Genomic DNA, 16,708 nt, shown 5'->3' with positions numbered 1-16,708 from the left:
GGACGGCGGGCCTCTGCCGCATGTAGAGTGGACGCGTGAGCATCGAACCGTTTCGACAAGTGCACTCCCCCGGCGTCTGGTTCGGTGGGGACTACAACCCCGAGCAGTGGTCCAGGACGGTCCTGGACGAGGACCTCCGCCTCATGCGCGAGGCGCACGTCAACACCGCCACCGTCGGCGTGTTCTCGTGGTCCTCTCTCGAGCCGGAGCCCGGACGCTACGAGTTCGGCTGGCTCGACGACGCGATGGACCGGCTGCACTCGTCGGGTGTCAGGGTGATCCTGGCCACGCCGACGGCCTCTCCCCCGCCGTGGTTCTCCCGCCTCCATCCGGAGGCCCTCCCTGTCACGGCCGACGGCGTGCGTCTCATCCACGGAAGCCGCGACACCTACAACCCCGCGGCCCCCGCCTACCGCAATGCCGCTGTGCGCATCACGCGCGCGCTGGCCGAGCGCTACGGCACCCACCCGGGCCTGGCGATGTGGCACCTGCACAACGAGTACGGCACGGTGTCCTACGGTCCGGTGACCGACGCGGCCTTCCGCACGTGGCTGGCTGGACGCTACGGGGACCTCACGGCACTCAACGCGGCCTGGAACACGGCATTCTGGTCCCAGGGGTACTCCGACTGGCGAGACGTCCACGCGCCGCAGGCCACGCAGTACCTGCCCAACCCCGCACACGTCCTCGACTTCAAGCGCTTCAGCGCGGACCTCCTCCTCGACTGCCTCCGGGAGCAGGCGACGGTGGTCCGCGAGCTCACCCCGCACGTGCCCACCACGACCAACTTCATGCTGCCCACGTGGAACCACTACGACCAGTGGGCGTTCGCCCGCGAGATCGACGTGGTCTCGATCGACCACTACCTCGACGACGCCGGCCCGGCCGGGGAGACCCACGTGGCCTTCGGCGCGGACCTGGCCCGCTCCTTCGCCGGTGGGCGGCCGTGGCTCCTCATGGAGCAGTCCACGAGCCTGGTCTACGACTACGCCGGCGGCCGGATGCTGCCCAAGGAGCCGGGGCGGATGCGCCGCAACACCTACCAGTACCTGGCCCGCGGCGCCATGGGATCGCTCTTCTTCCAGTGGCGCTCACCGCTCGTGGGCGCCGAGTTCTTCCACTCGGCGATGGTGCCGCACGCCGGCCCGGACTCGCGGATCTTCCGCGAGCTGGCCGCGCTGGGGGCGGAGCTGGAGGCCGTTGCCGAGGCAGTGGCGGACCCCGCCGCCGGCCCTGTGGTCGAGGCCCGGGTGGGCATCGTCTGGAGCGCCGACGCCTGGTGGGCGGCGCAGACCCCCGCGATGCCCTCGAACGACGTCGACTTCCTCCCCGCCGTCCGCGCCGTGCACACGGCCCTCTGGGAGCTCGGCGTGGTGGCCGACGTGGTGTCCCCCGACGGCGACCTCGGGCGCTACGACGTGATCCTCGTGCCCAGCCTCCTGGCGGTCAGCGACCACCAGGCGGAGGCGTTCGCCCGTTTCGTGGACGGTGGCGGCCATCTCGCGGTCTGGCACTTCGCCGGCTCCACCGACGAACACCTGCGGGTGCGGCACGGCAGCTACTCGGCAGCCTTCGCGTCCCTGGCCGGGATCCGCGTCGAGGAGCACGTGCCGCTGGCCCCCGGCGGCTGCGTGACACTGTCCGACGGGGCCTCGGGGAGCTCATGGACCGAGCTCCTCCAGCTCCATAGGGCCGAGGCCGCGGCCACCTACACGGGCGACGCCCACCCCGTCATCGGGACCGGATCCCCCGCGGTCACGCGCCGGATCCTCCCGGGCGGGGGCCGCGTGCACTACCTGTCGACGCGGCTGACGGGCGCGGACCTCCGCTCCTTCGTGGGACGGGTGCTGGCCGAGGCACACGTCCCGACGCCGGGCTACGAGGGGGTGGAGGTGGTCCGCCGTCGAGCCGGCTCCTCCAGCTACCTGTTCGTGATCAACCACGGCACGGCTCCCGCCACCGTCCCCGCCGCGGGCACGAACCTGCTCGACGACCAGCCGGTGACCGGCATCCTCACGCTCGTGGCCGGCGACGTCGCCGTCGTCCGCGAGGACCGGGGGGACGCGTCATGACCAGCCTCACGTATCACCGCCCGTCGCGGTCCTGGCTGGACCGCCTCCCGCTTGGCAACGGGCGCCTGGGCGCCATGGTCGGGGTCGAGGACGGCGCGGTGCGGATCGGCCTCAACGAGTCGACGGCCTGGTCCGGTGGGGTGGGCTCGGCCGTGCGGAACCTGGTCCACCCTTCTGTGGCGGCTGAGGCCCTCGCGGACGCGCGCGCGCTCATCGAGGGCGACGACCCCGTCGGGGCCGAGGAGGCCCTGCGTCCGCTGCAGCACGGCTACGCGCAGGCGTTCCTGCCCGTGGGCGAGCTGGAGGTCCGCCTCGAGGGGGCCGACGGCGCCGGCGTCGTCCGGTCCCTCGACCTGGCCACCGGCGTCCACACCGCGACACTCTCCGACGGCGCGCGCACCTGGCAGATGCGCACCGCCGCCTGCCTGGGCGACGACGTCCTCGTCCACACGGTGCGGTCGACGCAGCCGGGCGATCTCCGCATCAGTGTGGCCACGCCGCTGCGGGTCGAATCGCTCGAGGCGACCGACGGCGCGGTCACGCTGGTCGCGGCGCTGCCGGCCGACGTCGCCCCGGGCCACGAGCCCGACTCCCCACCCCTCACCTGGGAGGTGCCCGGAGTCGATCCGGTCCGCGTGGCCCTGCGGCTGCGCGTCACCTCCGACGGCGAGGTGGGCGTGGACGACGGGGCCATTGTCGTGCGCTCAGCGACCTCAACGGAGATCGTGCTCGCGATCGAGACCACCTACACCTCCCCTACCCTGCCCCCAGGCCCCGTCGAGGACGCCCTCGGGCGGGCGATCCGTCGCGCGGAGGCACACGCCGAGTCCGCACTCGCCCGGCACGCGGCCGCGCACTCCGAGCGGGCGGGGACCTTCTCCGTCCGCCTCGGAGGCACCAGTCCCCTGGCCGATCCCGACGAGCGGGTCAGGTCCGCGGCGCTCACGGACGTGGCCGCCACGGACCCGTCGCTGGTGGCGCTGCTCCTCGAGTACTGCCGCTACCTGCTGCTCAGTTCCAGCCGCGACGGCGGCCTCCCGGCCAACCTCCAGGGGATCTGGAACGCCGAGCTGCAGCCGCCCTGGTCGTCGGCGTACACGCTCAACATCAACCTGCCGATGAATTACTGGGGAGCCGAGACCACCGGCGCATCAGGCTGCCACCGCTCCCTGCTGCCGCTGCTGGAGTCGCTGGCCGAGCGGGGCGGGGACACCGCGCACCGCCTGTACGGCGCGCGGGGATGGGTGGCCCACCACAACAGCGATGCCTGGGCCTTCACGCTCCCCACCAACGGGGACGCGTCCTGGTCCCAGTGGGCGATGGGCGGGGCGTGGCTGGTGCGCCAGTTCGACGAGCAGCGGCGCTTCGGCGCGATGGACGATGAGACACTCCGCCGGTTCTGGCCCGTCGCCCGGGGCGCAGCGCGCTTCCTCCTGGACTTCCTGCGGGCCGACGCCGACGGGGTCCCGCAGACGATTCCCTCCACCTCACCCGAGAACCGCTTCCTGCACAGAGGGGTCCCGGCGTCGCTGACCCGATCCTCCGCGATGGACCGCGCCCTGGTCCGCGACGTGCTGCTCATCGCGGCGGAGCTTGCCTCGACCTTCGCCCCGGAGGACCCGATCGGCGCCGAGGCGTCGGCGACGGCGGCCCGGATCCCCGGGCCGCGCGTCTCGTCGGACGGCACGATCGCGGAGTGGGGCGAGGACCGCGTGCAGGAGGAGCCGTTGCACCGCCATCTCTCCCACCTCCTCCCGTGGTTCCCGGGTGACCTGGACCCGGCCGGCCACGCCGCCGCCGTGGCCGCGACACTCGACGCCCGAGGCGACGACTCCACCGGCTGGTCGCTGGCGTGGAAGATCGCGCTCAGGGCCAGGCTCGGCGACGGCCAGGCCGTGGGGCGGCTGCTGGCCCTGGTGGTGCGCCCGGCGGACGACGGCCCCGGCTTCGCCCAGCGCGGCGGGCTCTACGCAAACCTCTTCGCCGCCCATCCGCCCTTCCAGATCGACGGCAACCTCGGATTCCTGGGAGCCTTCGTCGAGGCGCTGCTCCAGAGTCACCGCCCCGGCCGGATCGACCTGCTGCCGGCGCTCCCCCCGCACCTGGACGACGGCGAGGTCACCGGGCTGGTGGCCAGGCCCGGCGTCGCCGTGGACCTCGAGTGGCGCGACCGGCGCCCGCACAGGCTGACTCTCCGAGCCCTCACTCCGGCGGCCGCGGGCACCTATGCCCTCGTCCACGACGGCGTGTCGCGGCCGGTGACGGTGCCGCCGGAGGGCTCGCTGGTGGTGGGGTTCAGCGACGCCTGAGCCCGCGGACCACCCCGGCCAGCAACGCGCCGAGACCGAGCCCCGTGGCCGCGCCGACGCCGTAGCCCAGCCGGGTCCCGATCCGGACGCTCCGTGCCGCCACGTCCTGCCGGACCGGCCGCGCCGGATCCGGTGGCGGCAGGGTGACCGGATCCGCCCGGCGTAGATCGTCGAGGCTCCTGGTGGCCGCCCACCTGCGTGAGGCCTGATGCGACGCCGCCACGGTCTCCTCCGCGAGGTCGATCCCGGCGTGGTCGGTCACCTCGGAGGTCCGCCCGGCGTGGCTCGTGGCAAGCTCTGCCGCCCACACCTCGTCTGTGCCGATCCAGGCGGCGGACATGAGGATGATGGTGGCGAGCAGATTCAACACCAGCATCAGGACGATGACGGGGCCGAAGATGGCCGAGGCGGGATTGTTGGAGAACAGGCCCACGAGACGTCCCGCCACCTGCTGGAGCGCCGTGATGAGGACCGCGCCGATCAGGGTCCCGATCAGCCAGACGCGGGGCCTCGCCCGCTTCCGGGGCATCGCCACGAACAGGAAGGCGATGAGGATCCAGCTGGCCAGGAGCGTGAGCACGACGCTCACGGCCTGGAAGAGGAACTCGATCCCGGGAAGATGGCTCCAGCCCAGCCACTCGATGACCTGCCTGGAGAATCCGCCCCCCACGGAGGCCACGCCGAGGCTCACCCCCACGCACACGAGGAGCCCGAGGAAGATCACCAGATTGAGCGCGATCTCGACGAAGAAGTTGCCCCTCCGTGCCGCGTCGGCGAACTTCTCCGACCACATCACCCGGACGGCGCGCTTGAGGTTGCCCACCCAGTTCGAGCCGGAGTAGGCCGCCGTGACGACGGCCACGCTCGCCACCGAAGCCCAGTTCTTGAAGGCGTGATCCACGACCTTCCCGAGGCTCTTCGAGAGGTCCGTGGCCCCGAGCTCGGCATCCAGGAGATCCTTTACCTGGTCGAGCAGGTCTGGGCGCAGCACGGTGAGCGTCATGCCCAGCATCGAGAAGGCGAACATGACGATGGGCACCATGGAGAGCACGGAGAAGTAGGTGATGCCGGCCGCGAACTGCGGCCCCAGACGCTTGTTGTAGCGGTTCATCGCGGCCATGGCGTGGGCAACCACAGGCCGCTGCATCACCCTGGCGATCCAGTCCTTCACGGACGAGACCTTACCGGCGGCTACGCTGCGCCGGGAGGCTTCAGACGGCTCGCGTCCGCCGTCGGGCCGCGAGCTCATCAGAGGGGTCCAGGGTCTCGGCCGTGCGCTCGCCGGGGAGCGCGGCCAGGGTGCCCTCCAGCTCCCGCCAGACGCTGCTGACGGAGATCATGAACATGCCCTGACCACCGCGGCTCAGGTCGAACAGCTCGTTGGCTGAGGTCACCTCGTAGACGCTGAACCCGTCGCTGACGAGCGTGAGCTCGGTCAGGTCGTCGACGCCGCGGGCGTGCAGGTGATCGATGGCCACCCGGATCTGCTGCAGGGAGATGCCGATGTCCAGGAACCGCTTGACCACGCGCAGCAGCAGAATGTCGCGGAAGGAGTACAGGCGTTGGGTCCCGGAGCCCTCAGCGTTGCGGATGGACGGGACCACCAGCCCGGTGCGGGCCCAGTAGTCGAGCTGCCGGTAGGTGATGCCGGCCACGCGATGGGCGATCGGGCCGCGGTAGCCGGTGTCGCTGGGCACGGGCGCGAAGTCGCCGTCGAAGAGCAGGGCTTGAAGCGGCTCAGCCTCTGGCGTCTCAGTCACGTTCCCTCACTTCTTCCGCGGCGTTGGTGCACCGGCAGACCCGACGCTAATCGGGTGCGCGTCGAGAGCGGGACGACACGCTCGAGCATGCCGGAGAAAGTTCGCGGGCGCGGCCGGCCGTGGCCCGCTCCGGGGCCGGTGTCGAATCCCTCGAATGGGGTCTGACCAGGCATTATTCGTCTTCGAAGTCGTCGGCGTTGACGCTGTCGAGGAACGCCCGGAAGGCCTCAACCTCGTCGGTCTGGGCGGCCTCAACCTCAACCCCTACTTCATCCATGAGGGCGGCCGGGCACTGGATGGTCCACCCCAGGCGTACCGCCACGGCGACGCAGTCGCTCGGCCTCGCGTCGACGACGTGCTCTCCGAGCCGCAGCTCTGCCCGGTAGACCCCCTCCTCCATGCCGGTCACGACGACCACGCCCCCGTCGGGCGCGATCATCGGGAGCAGGGTCGCGAGGAGGTCGTGGGTGAGGGGCCGGGCGGCAGCCGTGCCGTCAAGGCCGCTGGCGATCGCCGCGGCCTCGATGTTGCCGACCCAGATGGGCAGGCACCGCGACCCGCCCTGCTCCTGCAGCAGGAGCACCGCCGGCTCGTCCGGCGAGATGAGGCGGATGCCGAGGACGTCGAGACCGATCATGGGCTCAGCCTACTCAGTGGATCTGGCCGTGGAGGAGGGCTGCGTGGGCCTGCATGACAACCCGGTAGAGGTCGACGACGACCTCCTGGGGGGGTCCCGACCGGCGCCGGTACTGGTCGAGCGCCTGTTCGACGACGGCCGCCTCCATCGCCGCCGCCTGCTGCATCACCCTGAGTTGCCGGAGGTCCACGCCGTAGCTGACCAGCTTCTTCGCCGAGACAGCCAGGGCCACCGCCTCGCGGCCGTAGAGCTGGGACCCTCGGCGCGGCTGAATGATCTTGAGGCGCTCGAGATGGATCAGCGACGCCTCGCCGAGTCCCGATTCGGCCAGGACCTGCCGACGCGTCAACAGCCCCTGCGCGGCGGAGACGCGGGCCGCCTGGCGGGGTTCGGAGGCCGGCTCGTCGTCGGTGGACGACGGGGTGGCGAGCGATGCGGGCTGTTCCCCGCGGTCGAGTGCGTCGAGTTCCTCGCGGATGACCTTGAGCGGGAGGTAGCGGTCACGCTGCGCGCGCAGCACGTAGAGCAGCCGGTCGACGTCCTCCTGGCTGAACCGCCGGTAACCCGAGGGCTGCTGACGGTCCGGAGAAATCAGACCCTCCGTCTCGAGATACCTCAGCTTGGATACGGAGATGTCCGGGAACTCCGCCCGGATCATCTCCAGTACGCGGCCGATGGTGCGCGCCGCGCCAGGCATCAGCTCAGACCGGGCTCACTCAGCGAGATCGTGGCGCGGTACTTCCCGATCTGGATCTCGTCGCCCTCGCGGAGCACCGTCCGCCCGTCGAGCAGAGTGCGGTTGACGTAGGTGCCGTTGAGGCTGCCCAGGTCCTCCAGGTAGAGCTTGCCGGCGCTGCGCACGAACTTCGCGTGATGCCGCGACACGGTGATGTCGTCGAGGAAGATGTCCGACTCCGGATGCCTGCCCACGTTGGTGATGTCGTTGTCGATGAGGAACCTGCTCGAATCACCCGGGCCGCGGTTGACCACCAGAAGGGCGTTGCCCGCGGCGAGCGTCTTGGCCTCCGCCCGCTCCTGGTCCGTCAGCTCGACCACGGGCCGGTCGTCTGCGGTGACCGGGATCATCGTCGTGGTGTCACCCGTCGGGTCTGCCAGGGGGGCCCCGCACACACTGCAGAACCGCGCCTCCGATGAGCTGTCAGATCCACACTGTCGGCACTTCATGAGTCAACACTCCTGGTTCGTCATCGACGGGGCGCTTGGGACTTCTACGCTACCTGAGGAACTTATCACCCGCTATCAACTGCGTTACCGCGGTCTGGCGAACTCGTTCTCCCCCGGGGTGGCCACGGAGTCGATCGCGACGGACTCCTCCTGGGTGATGGTGACCCGCCCACCCACGCGCTCGCCCTCCACCTCGCTGACGAGGCCGCCACGGAAGCGCGCGCCCGCCTCGAGGGTGGCGGGGTCCCCGATGGCCTCGATGAGGTAGGGGGCCTCGAGGGTGACCCCGTCGGCGGTGAGTATGCCCGCCTGATCGGTGCCGAACCAGGACCGCATCACCAGACGCACGGTGTCGTTGAGCTCGATGACCTCTGCGCCCGCATCGCGCAGCTCCTCGACGGCGTCGAGCAGCAGCTCGGCACTGACCCGGCCCTGCGGGTCGTCTATCTCGATGCGCACTCCCGGGCCGCTGACCGGCACCGTGCCGGCGATGATCTGTGCCTCCTCCAGCCGCCGGGCCGCCTCGGCCCGCGCGGCCTCGTCGCGGTCCGCCCCGCTCAGGAGTTCGGAGCGTGCCTGCTCGAGGTCGCGCACCTCGTCCTCGAGCCGTCGGGTCTCCGCGGTCACGTTGTCCAGCAGCTGGATGAGGTCAGCCTGGCGCACGTTGGCGAACTCGGGCTGGTTCGCCTGGGAGCGCAGCGTCACCACCACGATCAGCGCGGTGAGGAACAGGGCCACGCCGACGGCGAACTGGCCCCGGCTGGGCCGGAAGAAGGCCTTCAGCAGGGCCCCCGGGGGGCGACGGGGGGTGGCGCGCCTCGGCTCAGGCATGGAGCAGCGCCCGTCGGATGGCGGCGGCGTTGGTGAAGATGCGGATCCCGAGGACGACGACGACGCCGGTCGACAGCTGCGATCCGACCCCGATCTGGTCCCCGACGAAGACGATGAGTCCTGCGATCACCACGTTCGACAGGAAGGACACCAGGAACACCCGGTCCGAGAAGATCCCGTCCAGGTAGGCGCGGGTGGCACCGAGGATGGCGTCGAACGCGGCCACGATGGCGATGGGGAGGTACGGGACCAGGACGGGAGGAAGGGTGGGCTGCAGGAGCAGACCCACCACGACGCCGGCCACCAGGCCCAGGATTGCGAACACGTCAGTTCTCCTCGTCGCTGGTCGTGGCGTGGCGGATGGCCATGCCGGGATCCGCCGGGAGGTCGAGGTCACCGTCGGACGCCTCGATCTCCATGGTGAGCCCGTAGTTCATGGTGAGGAACTGCCACCAGGCGGCGGCCGGGGTCTCGTTGAACCGGGCCGGGAGCGTGCCCGGGTCCCCGATGACCTCAAGGCGGTAGGGAGGGCTGAGGGAGACGAAGTCCACAGTGATGGCCGCCCCGGCCGCCCGGATCGGGGTCAAGGCGCTCAGCCGCCTCCCGTTGATGGACACGGCTTCGGCGCCGGCCTGCCACAGCCCGTTGACGAGGCGGCTCAGGTCGCTGTCGAGCACGAGGCCCTTGGCCTGTGTCGCGGCGGGCGCGTCGTCCACCGTGACGACGATCCCGGGACCCGTCACGGGCAGGGTGCCGGCGGCCAGTTCCGCCTCGGCGAGCCGTTGCCGGTCCTCGGGGGAGCCGAGCGCGCCCCCTGCAAGCTCGCGGACCTCCGCCTCGAGCTGCGCCGACTGGCTGGTCAGCTCGTCCTGGCGGGCCCTGGCTGCGGCCACCCGGTCCAGGAGTTCGGAGCGCTGGGTGGCGGCGGCCCCGGCCCCCCGGGTGGTCTGGAGAACGGCGACGGTGAGGAGGACGGCGACGAGCGCCACGCCGACCAGGAGCCGCCCGCGTCCCACCTGGGGGCTCGTCTGCAGCCGGTATTCGGGCTCGAGCGCACCCTCCTGGAGGTCGGTGAGCAGGCTCATGCTGGCGTCGGGACGCCTCACTGAGCGCTCCGCTGCAGCCGCACGGTCTCGCGGACGTAGAGCAGGCCGGCCGCCCAGTAGACGAGGGCACCGAGCGAGCCGAGGACCCAGCCCGCGTAGTGGGCCCAGGCCAGGTCGAGGGAGGTGGGAGAGCCCAGCAGGATCAACGGGAGCGCCAGCAGGAGCAGCATGGTGCCGGCCTTGCCCACGATGTTGACCGGCAGGGCCAGCATCCCGTGGCGCCGCAGAGCCGGAATCAGCGCCGCGAGCATCACGTCGCGGGCCACCAGGATGACCACGAACCACCACGGGACGATCCCGCGGACGAGGAGGACCACCACCGCGGCCAGGATGTAGAGCCGGTCGGCGATGGGGTCCAGGCGGGTGCCCAGCCGGCTTCGCTGCTTCAGCCTGCGGGCGAGGTAGCCGTCGAACCAGTCGGTCACGCCGAACACGGCCAGCATGATGACCGCCGCCACGTCCTGCCCGTCCAGGATCAGCCAGCAGAACACCGGGATGCCGAGGAGACGGATGAACGACAGGACGTTGGGCACCGTGAGGACGGCGTCGGTGTCCCAATCGGGGACCACGGGCGAACTGGTCACGCACTCAGCCTACGTCAGCCCCGTTGCGCCGCGCCGCCACGCGCCGGTAGGCGGCGGCGATCTGCGGCCCGACGACCGGCCACGTGTAGCGCTCGACGAGGCGGCGCGCGGCGAGCGGATCGACGGGGTCGGCGAGCCTGCGGAGCAGGGCGGCACGGGCGGAGGCCTCGTCGTCGACCGGGAACCAGGACACGAACCCCGGGTGGTCCACGACGTCGCGGAAGGCGGGGAGGTCCGAGGCGACGACGGCGCACCCGTGGGCGAGCCCCTCGACCAGGATCATCCCGAAGCTCTCCCCGTACCGGTTGGGGGCCACCAGGACGCTGGCGGAGTGGAGCATGCGGGCCTTGTCGTCGTCGTCGAGCTGGCCGAACTCGTGGACGACAGGGTCGCCGTGGCCGCCGGGACCGACGGCCACGAAGTCCGCCTCCGGCACGCGGCGCGCCAACGCCTGGAAGAGCGGGTACCCCTTGCGGGGTTCGTCGAGGCGACCGAGGAATGCGACGGTCGGCCTGCCGAGCCGCCGGCCCGACGCACCGGGCGCCGCGATGGCGTTGGGGATGACGACGGCGTCGACGCCAGTCAGGGCCCGCGCCGTGGCGGCGGCGGCCTTCGAGACGGCGATGGAGATCCGGTCCGGGAGCAGCGCGGCCCGCGGCCGGACGAGCGCGGCGAGGGGCCAGGGGTCGAAGGATGCGTGGTGAGTGACGACCAGCGCGCGGGCGGCGCGCGCCGCGGCGAACGCGGCCCCGGGCGTGAGGGGCTCGTGGACGTGGACCACGTCGGCCCCCTCCACCGCTGCGGCAGCCAGGCGGGACTGGCTGGGACCGACTGCCAGCTGCGCCACCGAGCCGTTGAAGCGGAAATCCCGCGGGGCCCCGAGCAGCGTGACCGGCACACCCCGGTCCCGGTGGACCGTCCCGGGGGCCACGACGACGGGGCGGTGGCCCTCATCCTGGAGCCACCGGGCAAGGCCGAGGACGTGCGTCGCCACTCCCCCGGGCCGGTCGAGCGAGTAGGGGCACACCAGGGCCACCTTCAGCGTCACAGGAACACCCGGCGAAGCATCAGCCAGTTCTCGGGGCTGCGCCGCACGGCGGCCGCGAACCGGTCCACCACGCCGCGCATCATCGCCTCGGGATCCTCCCCCGCGACCGGGTCGGACACCTCCAGCCGCAGCCGGTTCCCGTGGAAGGCCGTGGTGACCACACGGAGGTCGGCGCCGGTCCGGCGGGCCAGCAGCGCGGGCCCGGCGGGCACGCTGACCAGCCCCGAGCCCGGCCATGGCACCTTCACGCCGCGCGAGGAGAGGTCCCGGTCGCTCAACAGGCACACCAGCCGCCCGGCACGCACGTCCTCGGCGAGCGCCGCCATGAGCTCGGGCCGGTCAACGGCGTAGATCTCCATCCCCATGCCGCGACGGGCGTCGCGGAACCGCTCGAACAGCCCGTCGGGCAGGCGTTCGGCGACGCTGACCACCCGGATGCCCACGCGGGCGGCCCACGCTCCGGCGAAGTCCCACGAACCCATGTGCGGGAGGGCGACCACCAGGCCGGGGCCCGCCAGCGACGAATGCAGCTTGGCCTCGTCCTCGGCGCTCACGTCGATGGTGGCGAGCACCTCGCCGTCCGACCATCGGGCCAGGCGGAGGGACCACAGGGTGTTGCGGAGCCAGTTCTCGACGAGGAGGCGCCGCTGCCGCCCGGTCGGCCGGCGCCCTGTCGCACGTTCGATCGTGGTCTCCCAGGCCGCAACGCCCTTCAGCGGCAGCAGCGCCGCCACCGGTGCGATGCCACGGGCCAGCGCGTCGCCCCAGGGGCGCGGGAGCCGTGCCCCGACGGCCCAGAGGGCGCCGCTCATCCCCACGTCAGGCGTGCCAGGCCTCGGCCAGCAACGACCTGGCCTCGCCGATCAGCTGGGGCAACGCACGGGTCTGGGCGACGATCGGCAGAAAGTTCATGTCGCCCGACCACCTCGGGACGATGTGCTGGTGCAGGTGCATCCCGATGCCGGCGCCCGCCACCGCCCCCTGGTTGATGCCGATGTTGAACCCGTCCGGCCGCGACACCTGACGCACCACCGTCATCGCCCTCTGCGTGAGCGCGGCCACGTCCGTGGCCTCCTCCCGCGTCAGGTCGGTGTAGTCGGCCACGTGCCGGTACGGGCAGACGAGCAGGTGCCCGGGCGCGTAGGGGAACAGGTTCATCACCACGTAGGCGTGCTCGCCGCGCGCGACGATGAGCCCGTCGGCGTCGTCGCGGCGCGGCGAGGCGCAGAACGGGCACTCATGGTCGTGCTTGGGCTTGCCGTCGCCCTTGATGTAGACCATCCGGTGCGGGGTCCAGAGCCGTTGGAAGGCGTCGGGGACCCCGGCGAAGTCGTCGCTCGTCTCCGCCTCAGGCATCGGCCGTCGGGGACGCGTTCGAGCGTGAGGCGATGAACTCGACGATGGTGGCCACCGCCTCGGCGGCGGGCACCCCGTTGCGCTGGGAGCCGTCGCGGAAGCGGAAGGACACGGATCCGGAGTCGCGGTCGTCGCCGCCGGCGATCAGGACGAAGGGCGCCTTCTCCTTCGAGGCATTGCGGATCTTCTTCCCGAAGCGGTCGTCGGAATCGTCGAAGTCCACCCGCACGCCCTTCGAGCGGAGCTGCGCGACGATGTCTGCCAGGTAGGCGTCGAACTCGGCTGCCACCGGGATGGCGATGACCTGCACGGGCGAGAGCCAGGCAGGGAAGGCGCCGGCGTAGTGCTCGATGAGCACGCCCATGAACCTCTCGATCGAGCCGAACTTCGCCGAGTGGATCATCACCGGCTGCTGACGGCTGCCGTCCGGGGCCGTGTACTCCAGCTCGAAGCGCTCGGGCTGGTTGAAGTCGTACTGGATGGTCGACATCTGCCAGGTCCGGCCGATGGCGTCCTTGGCCTGGATCGAGATCTTGGGGCCGTAGTAGGCGGCGCCGCCGGGGTCGGCGACCACGGGCAGCCCGGACTCCAGGGCGATCGCGTCCAGGATGGCGGTGGCCTCTGCCCATTGCTCGTCGGAGCCGATGAACTTGTCCTTCTTCTTGCCGTCCTCGTCGCGGGTGGAGACCTCGAGCACCACGTCGGTCAGGCCGAAGTCGTTGAGCAGGGACAGCACGAACCTGAGGAGGTGGCGCACCTCGTCGGGCGCCTGCTCCTTGGCGCAGTAGCTGTGGGAGTCGTCCTGCGTGATGGACCGCACCCGGGTCAGACCCTGGACCACGCCTGACTTCTCGTCGCGGTACACGGTCCCGAACTCGAAGAAGCGCAGCGGGAGGTCGCGGTAGGAGCGACCACGGGAGGCAAAGATGAGGTTGTGCATGGGGCAGTTCATCGCCTTGAGGCGGTAGGCCTGTCCACCGCGGACGACGTTGCCGTGCTCGTCGCGCTCGGCGTCCTCCAGAAGGGGCGGGAACATGCCCTCGGCGTAGTACGGCAGGTGCCCGGAGGTGTAGAAGAGCTCCTCCTTGGCGATGTGGGGGGTGCCGACGTAGTCGAAGCCCTCCTCGATGTGACGGGCGCGGACGTAGTCCTCCATCTCGCGCTTGATGACGCCTCCGCGGGGATGGAACAGCGGAAGCCCGGAGCCGACGATCTCGTGGAAGCTGAACAGGTCCAGCTCGACGCCCAGCTTGCGGTGGTCCCGCTTCGCCGCCTCCTCGAGGCGCATCCGGTACGCCTGAAGGGCGTCCTTGGTGGGCCAGGCGGTGCCGTACACCCGTTGCAGTCCCGCGTTGCGCTGGTCCCCGCGCCAGTAGGCGGCGGACGTGCGGGTCAGGGCCCACCCGTTGCCGAGGTAGCCGGTGTGGGGGACGTGCGGGCCGCGGCAGAGGTCCTTCCAGGCCACGGTGCCGTCGCGCCGCACGTTGTCGTAGATGGTGAGCTCGCCGGCCCCCACCTCCACGCTGGAACCGTCATCGGCCGATGATGACGCCTTGTCCGCGACGAGTTCGAGCTTGAACGGCTCGGCGGCGAGCTCGGCGCGTGCCTCGTCGTCGGTGACCACCCTGCGCACGAAACGCTGCCGCTCCTTGACGATCTGGCCCATGGCCCTCTCGACGGACTTCAGGTCCTCAGGGGTGAGCGGCGCCGTCGCGAAGTCGTAGTAGAAGCCGTCGGTGATCGGCGGGCCGATGCCCAGCCTGGCCTCGGAGAAGAGCCCCTGGATGGCCTGCGCCGTGACGTGGCCCGCCGAGTGACGCAGGATGCTGAGACCGTCGGGGCTGTCGATGAGGACGGGCTCGACCTCGTCCCCGGCGGCGAGTTCGCGTGCGAGGTCGCGCAGCTCACCCCCCACGCGCATGGCGACGACGCTGCGATCCTCACCGAACAGGTCAAGGCCCGTCATGGTGGTGGTCAGCGTCACCTGTTCCGCGTCATTGTTGCGGCGGACGGTGATGGCTCCACTCATCGGGGCTCCCTGGGGTGTGTCGGTGCGGTTGGCTGACGCCCATTCTGCCCCTCCGCGCCGTGGCCGTCATCTCAGGGCTTGCTCAGGCGCGAAGATCCCAGAAGTCCTCATGCCGGTGGATGTACTTCGCGATGAAGGGACAGGTGGGGCGGACCTTGAGCCCAGCCTCGCGGGCGTCGGAGAGCGCGAACTCGACGATGCGGTTGCCGTGCCCGTTGCCGCCGTGGGCCGGGTCGACCTCTGTGTGGTACATGTCCACGACGCCGCTGTCGGTGCGGTAGTCGATCAGGCCGATGAGCTCATGGCCCTGAAAGAGCTCGTAGCGGTTGGCGGCGGCGTTCTTCGTCAACGTGAGGTTCTCGGTCATGCCGCGAGACTACCCGGCGGCGATGGGGCCGACGGTGGCCCGGGTGAGCCTGACCAGGTCGTGCGCGGCGAGCTCGACGTCCAGGCCCCGGCGGCCGCCCGAGACCAGCACCGTGTCGTGACCCATCGCGGACTCGTCGAGCACCGTGGGCAGGGCTCGCTTCTGGCCGACGGGGCTGATCCCGCCCACGACCATCCCCGTGCTGCGCTCCGCCACGGCGGGCTCGGCCATGACCAGGCGCTTCACCCCGACGTGGGTGGCGAGGGCCTTGAGGTCGAGTGTCCGGTCCACGGGCACGATGCCCACCACCAGGGCGCGGCCGTCGGAGGCCAGCAGGGTCTTGAAGACCCGCGCCGCCGGGACGCCGAGGGCGGCGGCGGCCTCCATCCCGAAGTTGGTGGATCGCGGGTCGTGCTCGTACTCGTGGACGCGGTACGTCACCCCCGCCGCGTCAAGCGCCTTCAGCGCCGGGGTGGCTCCGTGCGTCCTGGCCATGGGTCTCCCTTCGGGCGGTGCGGATGGCCCCGATCGACGCGGCGATGACGGCCGCCATCGCCAGCCACTCGACCGGATGGAGCAATTCTCCCAGCACCACCCAGGCGAAGAGGGCGGCCGCGGCCGGCTCGAGGCTCATCAGGATGCCGAACGTTCCGGCGGCGATGCTGCGCCGGGCCCGCAGCTCGAGGCCGTACGGGATGACCGTGCTCAGGAGGGCCACCAGAGAGATGACACCGAGCACCCTCGGGTCTGCCAGCGCACCGTCGGCCAGGGCGAGGCCGGGGCCGGCGAGCGTGACCGCTCCGATCAGTGAGCCCACCGTCAGGCCGCTGGTCCCCTCCCATCGCCGGCCGAGCGGCCCCGCCAGCACGATGTAGCAGGCCCACAGGGCGCCCGCCCCCAGCGCCAGGGCCATGCCGATCAGGTCCGGGACCGTGGGGCCGGACCCCAGCAGCACGACGCCGACGGCGGCCAACGCCACCCAGATCAGGTCCACCGCCCTGCGCGAGCCCAGCACCGCCAAGGCCAGGGGGCCGACGAACTCGAGGGTGACGGCGAGGCCGATGGGGATCCGGGCGAAGCTGAGGTAGATGAGCAGGTTCATCCCGGAGAGGCACAGCCCGTAGCCGGCCGCGACCAGCCAGTCTCCACGTGACCGGCCCCCGAGGCGGGGGCGGGCGATGAGCAGGAAGATCAGGCTGGCGACGGAGCCGCGGAGGAAGGCCAGCGTGGCCGGATGCGCGGCGTCGAACACGCCCTTGGCCAGTGCCGCCCCGAACTGCACCGATGCGATGGCGATCAGCACCAGGACGACGGGATGGGGGCGGCTCACTCCGGCGAGCCTATCGACCCGCGCCCATCGCCGCCGTCGGCGGGCCCGGCACGGGGCGGCGGCCACTCACCTTCGGGTGCGGGCTGCATTCACC

Annotated in this window: 18 protein-coding genes; 2 read left to right on the top strand and 16 right to left on the bottom strand. The window is 71.4% G+C overall.

What is annotated here, in order from left to right:
- Positions 1-35: 35 nt before the first annotated feature.
- On the top strand, positions 36-2,072 hold the full coding sequence (locus ACZK5D_RS10395) for a beta-galactosidase (protein WP_463665239.1): 2,037 nt from the start codon (positions 36-38) through the stop codon (positions 2,070-2,072).
- Positions 2,069-4,381 (top strand): glycosyl hydrolase family 95 catalytic domain-containing protein, encoded by a 2,313-nt coding sequence (locus ACZK5D_RS10390; protein WP_463665238.1) that lies wholly within the window; start codon positions 2,069-2,071, stop codon positions 4,379-4,381. Before ACZK5D_RS10395 ends, ACZK5D_RS10390 begins: the two co-directional genes overlap by 4 nt.
- Here the strand turns inward: ACZK5D_RS10390 and ACZK5D_RS10385 are convergent.
- The 16 genes from ACZK5D_RS10385 to ACZK5D_RS10310 form a co-directional block, all read right to left on the bottom strand.
- Positions 4,368-5,552 (bottom strand): YhjD/YihY/BrkB family envelope integrity protein, encoded by a 1,185-nt coding sequence (locus tag ACZK5D_RS10385; RefSeq protein ID WP_463665237.1) that lies wholly within the window; start codon positions 5,550-5,552, stop codon positions 4,368-4,370. The genes ACZK5D_RS10390 and ACZK5D_RS10385 overlap by 14 nt on opposite strands.
- Positions 5,553-5,592: 40 nt before the next feature.
- The gene (locus tag ACZK5D_RS10380; RefSeq protein ID WP_463665236.1) at positions 5,593-6,141 is read right to left on the bottom strand and encodes a MerR family transcriptional regulator; all 549 of its coding nucleotides are present in this window, start codon (positions 6,139-6,141) and stop codon (positions 5,593-5,595) included.
- Between the two features lie 172 nt (positions 6,142-6,313).
- Positions 6,314-6,778 (bottom strand): bifunctional nuclease family protein, encoded by a 465-nt coding sequence (locus tag ACZK5D_RS10375; protein ID WP_458994028.1) that lies wholly within the window; start codon positions 6,776-6,778, stop codon positions 6,314-6,316.
- A gap of 13 nt (positions 6,779-6,791) precedes the next feature.
- Positions 6,792-7,475 carry a transcriptional regulator FtsR gene (gene ftsR, locus ACZK5D_RS10370; protein ID WP_458994027.1) on the bottom strand — a complete coding sequence of 228 codons (684 nt, stop codon included), beginning with the start codon at positions 7,473-7,475 and terminating at the stop codon, positions 6,792-6,794.
- Entirely contained in the window at positions 7,475-7,963 is a 489-nt protein-coding gene (locus ACZK5D_RS10365) for an FHA domain-containing protein (protein ID WP_458994026.1), read from the bottom strand. The genes ftsR and ACZK5D_RS10365 overlap by 1 nt, the downstream gene beginning before the upstream one ends.
- Before the next feature lie 84 nt (positions 7,964-8,047).
- Positions 8,048-8,794 carry a DUF881 domain-containing protein gene (locus tag ACZK5D_RS10360; protein WP_463665235.1) on the bottom strand — a complete coding sequence of 249 codons (747 nt, stop codon included), beginning with the start codon at positions 8,792-8,794 and terminating at the stop codon, positions 8,048-8,050.
- A complete protein-coding gene (locus tag ACZK5D_RS10355) occupies positions 8,787-9,119 on the bottom strand; it encodes a small basic family protein (protein WP_458994024.1) in 333 nt (110 codons plus the stop codon). Before ACZK5D_RS10355 ends, ACZK5D_RS10360 begins: the two co-directional genes overlap by 8 nt.
- A 1-nt stretch (position 9,120) precedes the next feature.
- Positions 9,121-9,879, bottom strand: coding sequence for a DUF881 domain-containing protein (locus ACZK5D_RS10350; RefSeq protein WP_463665234.1), 759 nt, complete (start codon positions 9,877-9,879; stop codon positions 9,121-9,123).
- A gap of 17 nt (positions 9,880-9,896) precedes the next feature.
- Positions 9,897-10,484 (bottom strand): CDP-alcohol phosphatidyltransferase family protein, encoded by a 588-nt coding sequence (locus ACZK5D_RS10345; protein WP_458994022.1) that lies wholly within the window; start codon positions 10,482-10,484, stop codon positions 9,897-9,899.
- A 4-nt stretch (positions 10,485-10,488) separates the two neighbouring features.
- Positions 10,489-11,532: a glycosyltransferase family 4 protein gene (locus tag ACZK5D_RS10340; protein ID WP_463665233.1), complete on the bottom strand. Its 1,044-nt coding sequence runs from the start codon at positions 11,530-11,532 to the stop codon at positions 10,489-10,491.
- Positions 11,529-12,344, bottom strand: a complete 816-nt coding sequence (locus ACZK5D_RS10335; protein WP_463665232.1) for an LpxL/LpxP family acyltransferase — start codon at positions 12,342-12,344, stop codon at positions 11,529-11,531. Before ACZK5D_RS10335 ends, ACZK5D_RS10340 begins: the two co-directional genes overlap by 4 nt.
- Before the next feature lie 7 nt (positions 12,345-12,351).
- Positions 12,352-12,888, bottom strand: coding sequence for an HIT family protein (locus ACZK5D_RS10330; RefSeq protein ID WP_463665231.1), 537 nt, complete (start codon positions 12,886-12,888; stop codon positions 12,352-12,354).
- Positions 12,881-14,917 (bottom strand): threonine--tRNA ligase, encoded by a 2,037-nt coding sequence (thrS, locus tag ACZK5D_RS10325; RefSeq protein WP_463665230.1) that lies wholly within the window; start codon positions 14,915-14,917, stop codon positions 12,881-12,883. The genes ACZK5D_RS10330 and thrS overlap by 8 nt, the downstream gene beginning before the upstream one ends.
- Positions 14,918-14,999: 82 nt before the next feature.
- Entirely contained in the window at positions 15,000-15,284 is a 285-nt protein-coding gene (locus ACZK5D_RS10320) for a GNAT family N-acetyltransferase (protein WP_463665229.1), read from the bottom strand.
- A 9-nt stretch (positions 15,285-15,293) separates the two neighbouring features.
- Positions 15,294-15,779: a Cys-tRNA(Pro) deacylase gene (gene ybaK, locus ACZK5D_RS10315; RefSeq protein WP_463665228.1), complete on the bottom strand. Its 486-nt coding sequence runs from the start codon at positions 15,777-15,779 to the stop codon at positions 15,294-15,296.
- Complete coding sequence (locus ACZK5D_RS10310; protein WP_463665227.1) at positions 15,736-16,614, bottom strand: EamA family transporter; 879 nt, start codon at positions 16,612-16,614, stop codon at positions 15,736-15,738. The genes ybaK and ACZK5D_RS10310 overlap by 44 nt, the downstream gene beginning before the upstream one ends.
- Between the last annotated feature and the right edge of the window lie 94 nt (positions 16,615-16,708).

This window comes from Tessaracoccus yangjingae (assembly GCF_055326235.1).
The sequence above is the reverse complement of the archived record's forward strand: the minus strand, read 5'-3'. Positions and strand labels throughout refer to the sequence as shown.

Coding starts and splice junctions, on each gene's coding strand:
- ACZK5D_RS10390 (WP_463665238.1), top strand. CDS start 2,069: ATGACCAGCCTCACGTATCACCGCCCGTCGCGGTCCTGGCTGGACCGC.
- ACZK5D_RS10375 (WP_458994028.1), bottom strand. CDS start 6,778: ATGATCGGTCTCGACGTCCTCGGCATCCGCCTCATCTCGCCGGACGAG.
- ftsR (WP_458994027.1), bottom strand. CDS start 7,475: ATGCCTGGCGCGGCGCGCACCATCGGCCGCGTACTGGAGATGATCCGG.
- ACZK5D_RS10365 (WP_458994026.1), bottom strand. CDS start 7,963: ATGAAGTGCCGACAGTGTGGATCTGACAGCTCATCGGAGGCGCGGTTC.
- ACZK5D_RS10360 (WP_463665235.1), bottom strand. CDS start 8,794: ATGCCTGAGCCGAGGCGCGCCACCCCCCGTCGCCCCCCGGGGGCCCTG.
- ACZK5D_RS10350 (WP_463665234.1), bottom strand. CDS start 9,879: ATGAGCCTGCTCACCGACCTCCAGGAGGGTGCGCTCGAGCCCGAATAC.
- ACZK5D_RS10335 (WP_463665232.1), bottom strand. CDS start 12,344: ATGAGCGGCGCCCTCTGGGCCGTCGGGGCACGGCTCCCGCGCCCCTGG.
- ACZK5D_RS10330 (WP_463665231.1), bottom strand. CDS start 12,888: ATGCCTGAGGCGGAGACGAGCGACGACTTCGCCGGGGTCCCCGACGCC.
- thrS (WP_463665230.1), bottom strand. CDS start 14,917: ATGAGTGGAGCCATCACCGTCCGCCGCAACAATGACGCGGAACAGGTG.
- ACZK5D_RS10320 (WP_463665229.1), bottom strand. CDS start 15,284: ATGACCGAGAACCTCACGTTGACGAAGAACGCCGCCGCCAACCGCTAC.
- ybaK (WP_463665228.1), bottom strand. CDS start 15,779: ATGGCCAGGACGCACGGAGCCACCCCGGCGCTGAAGGCGCTTGACGCG.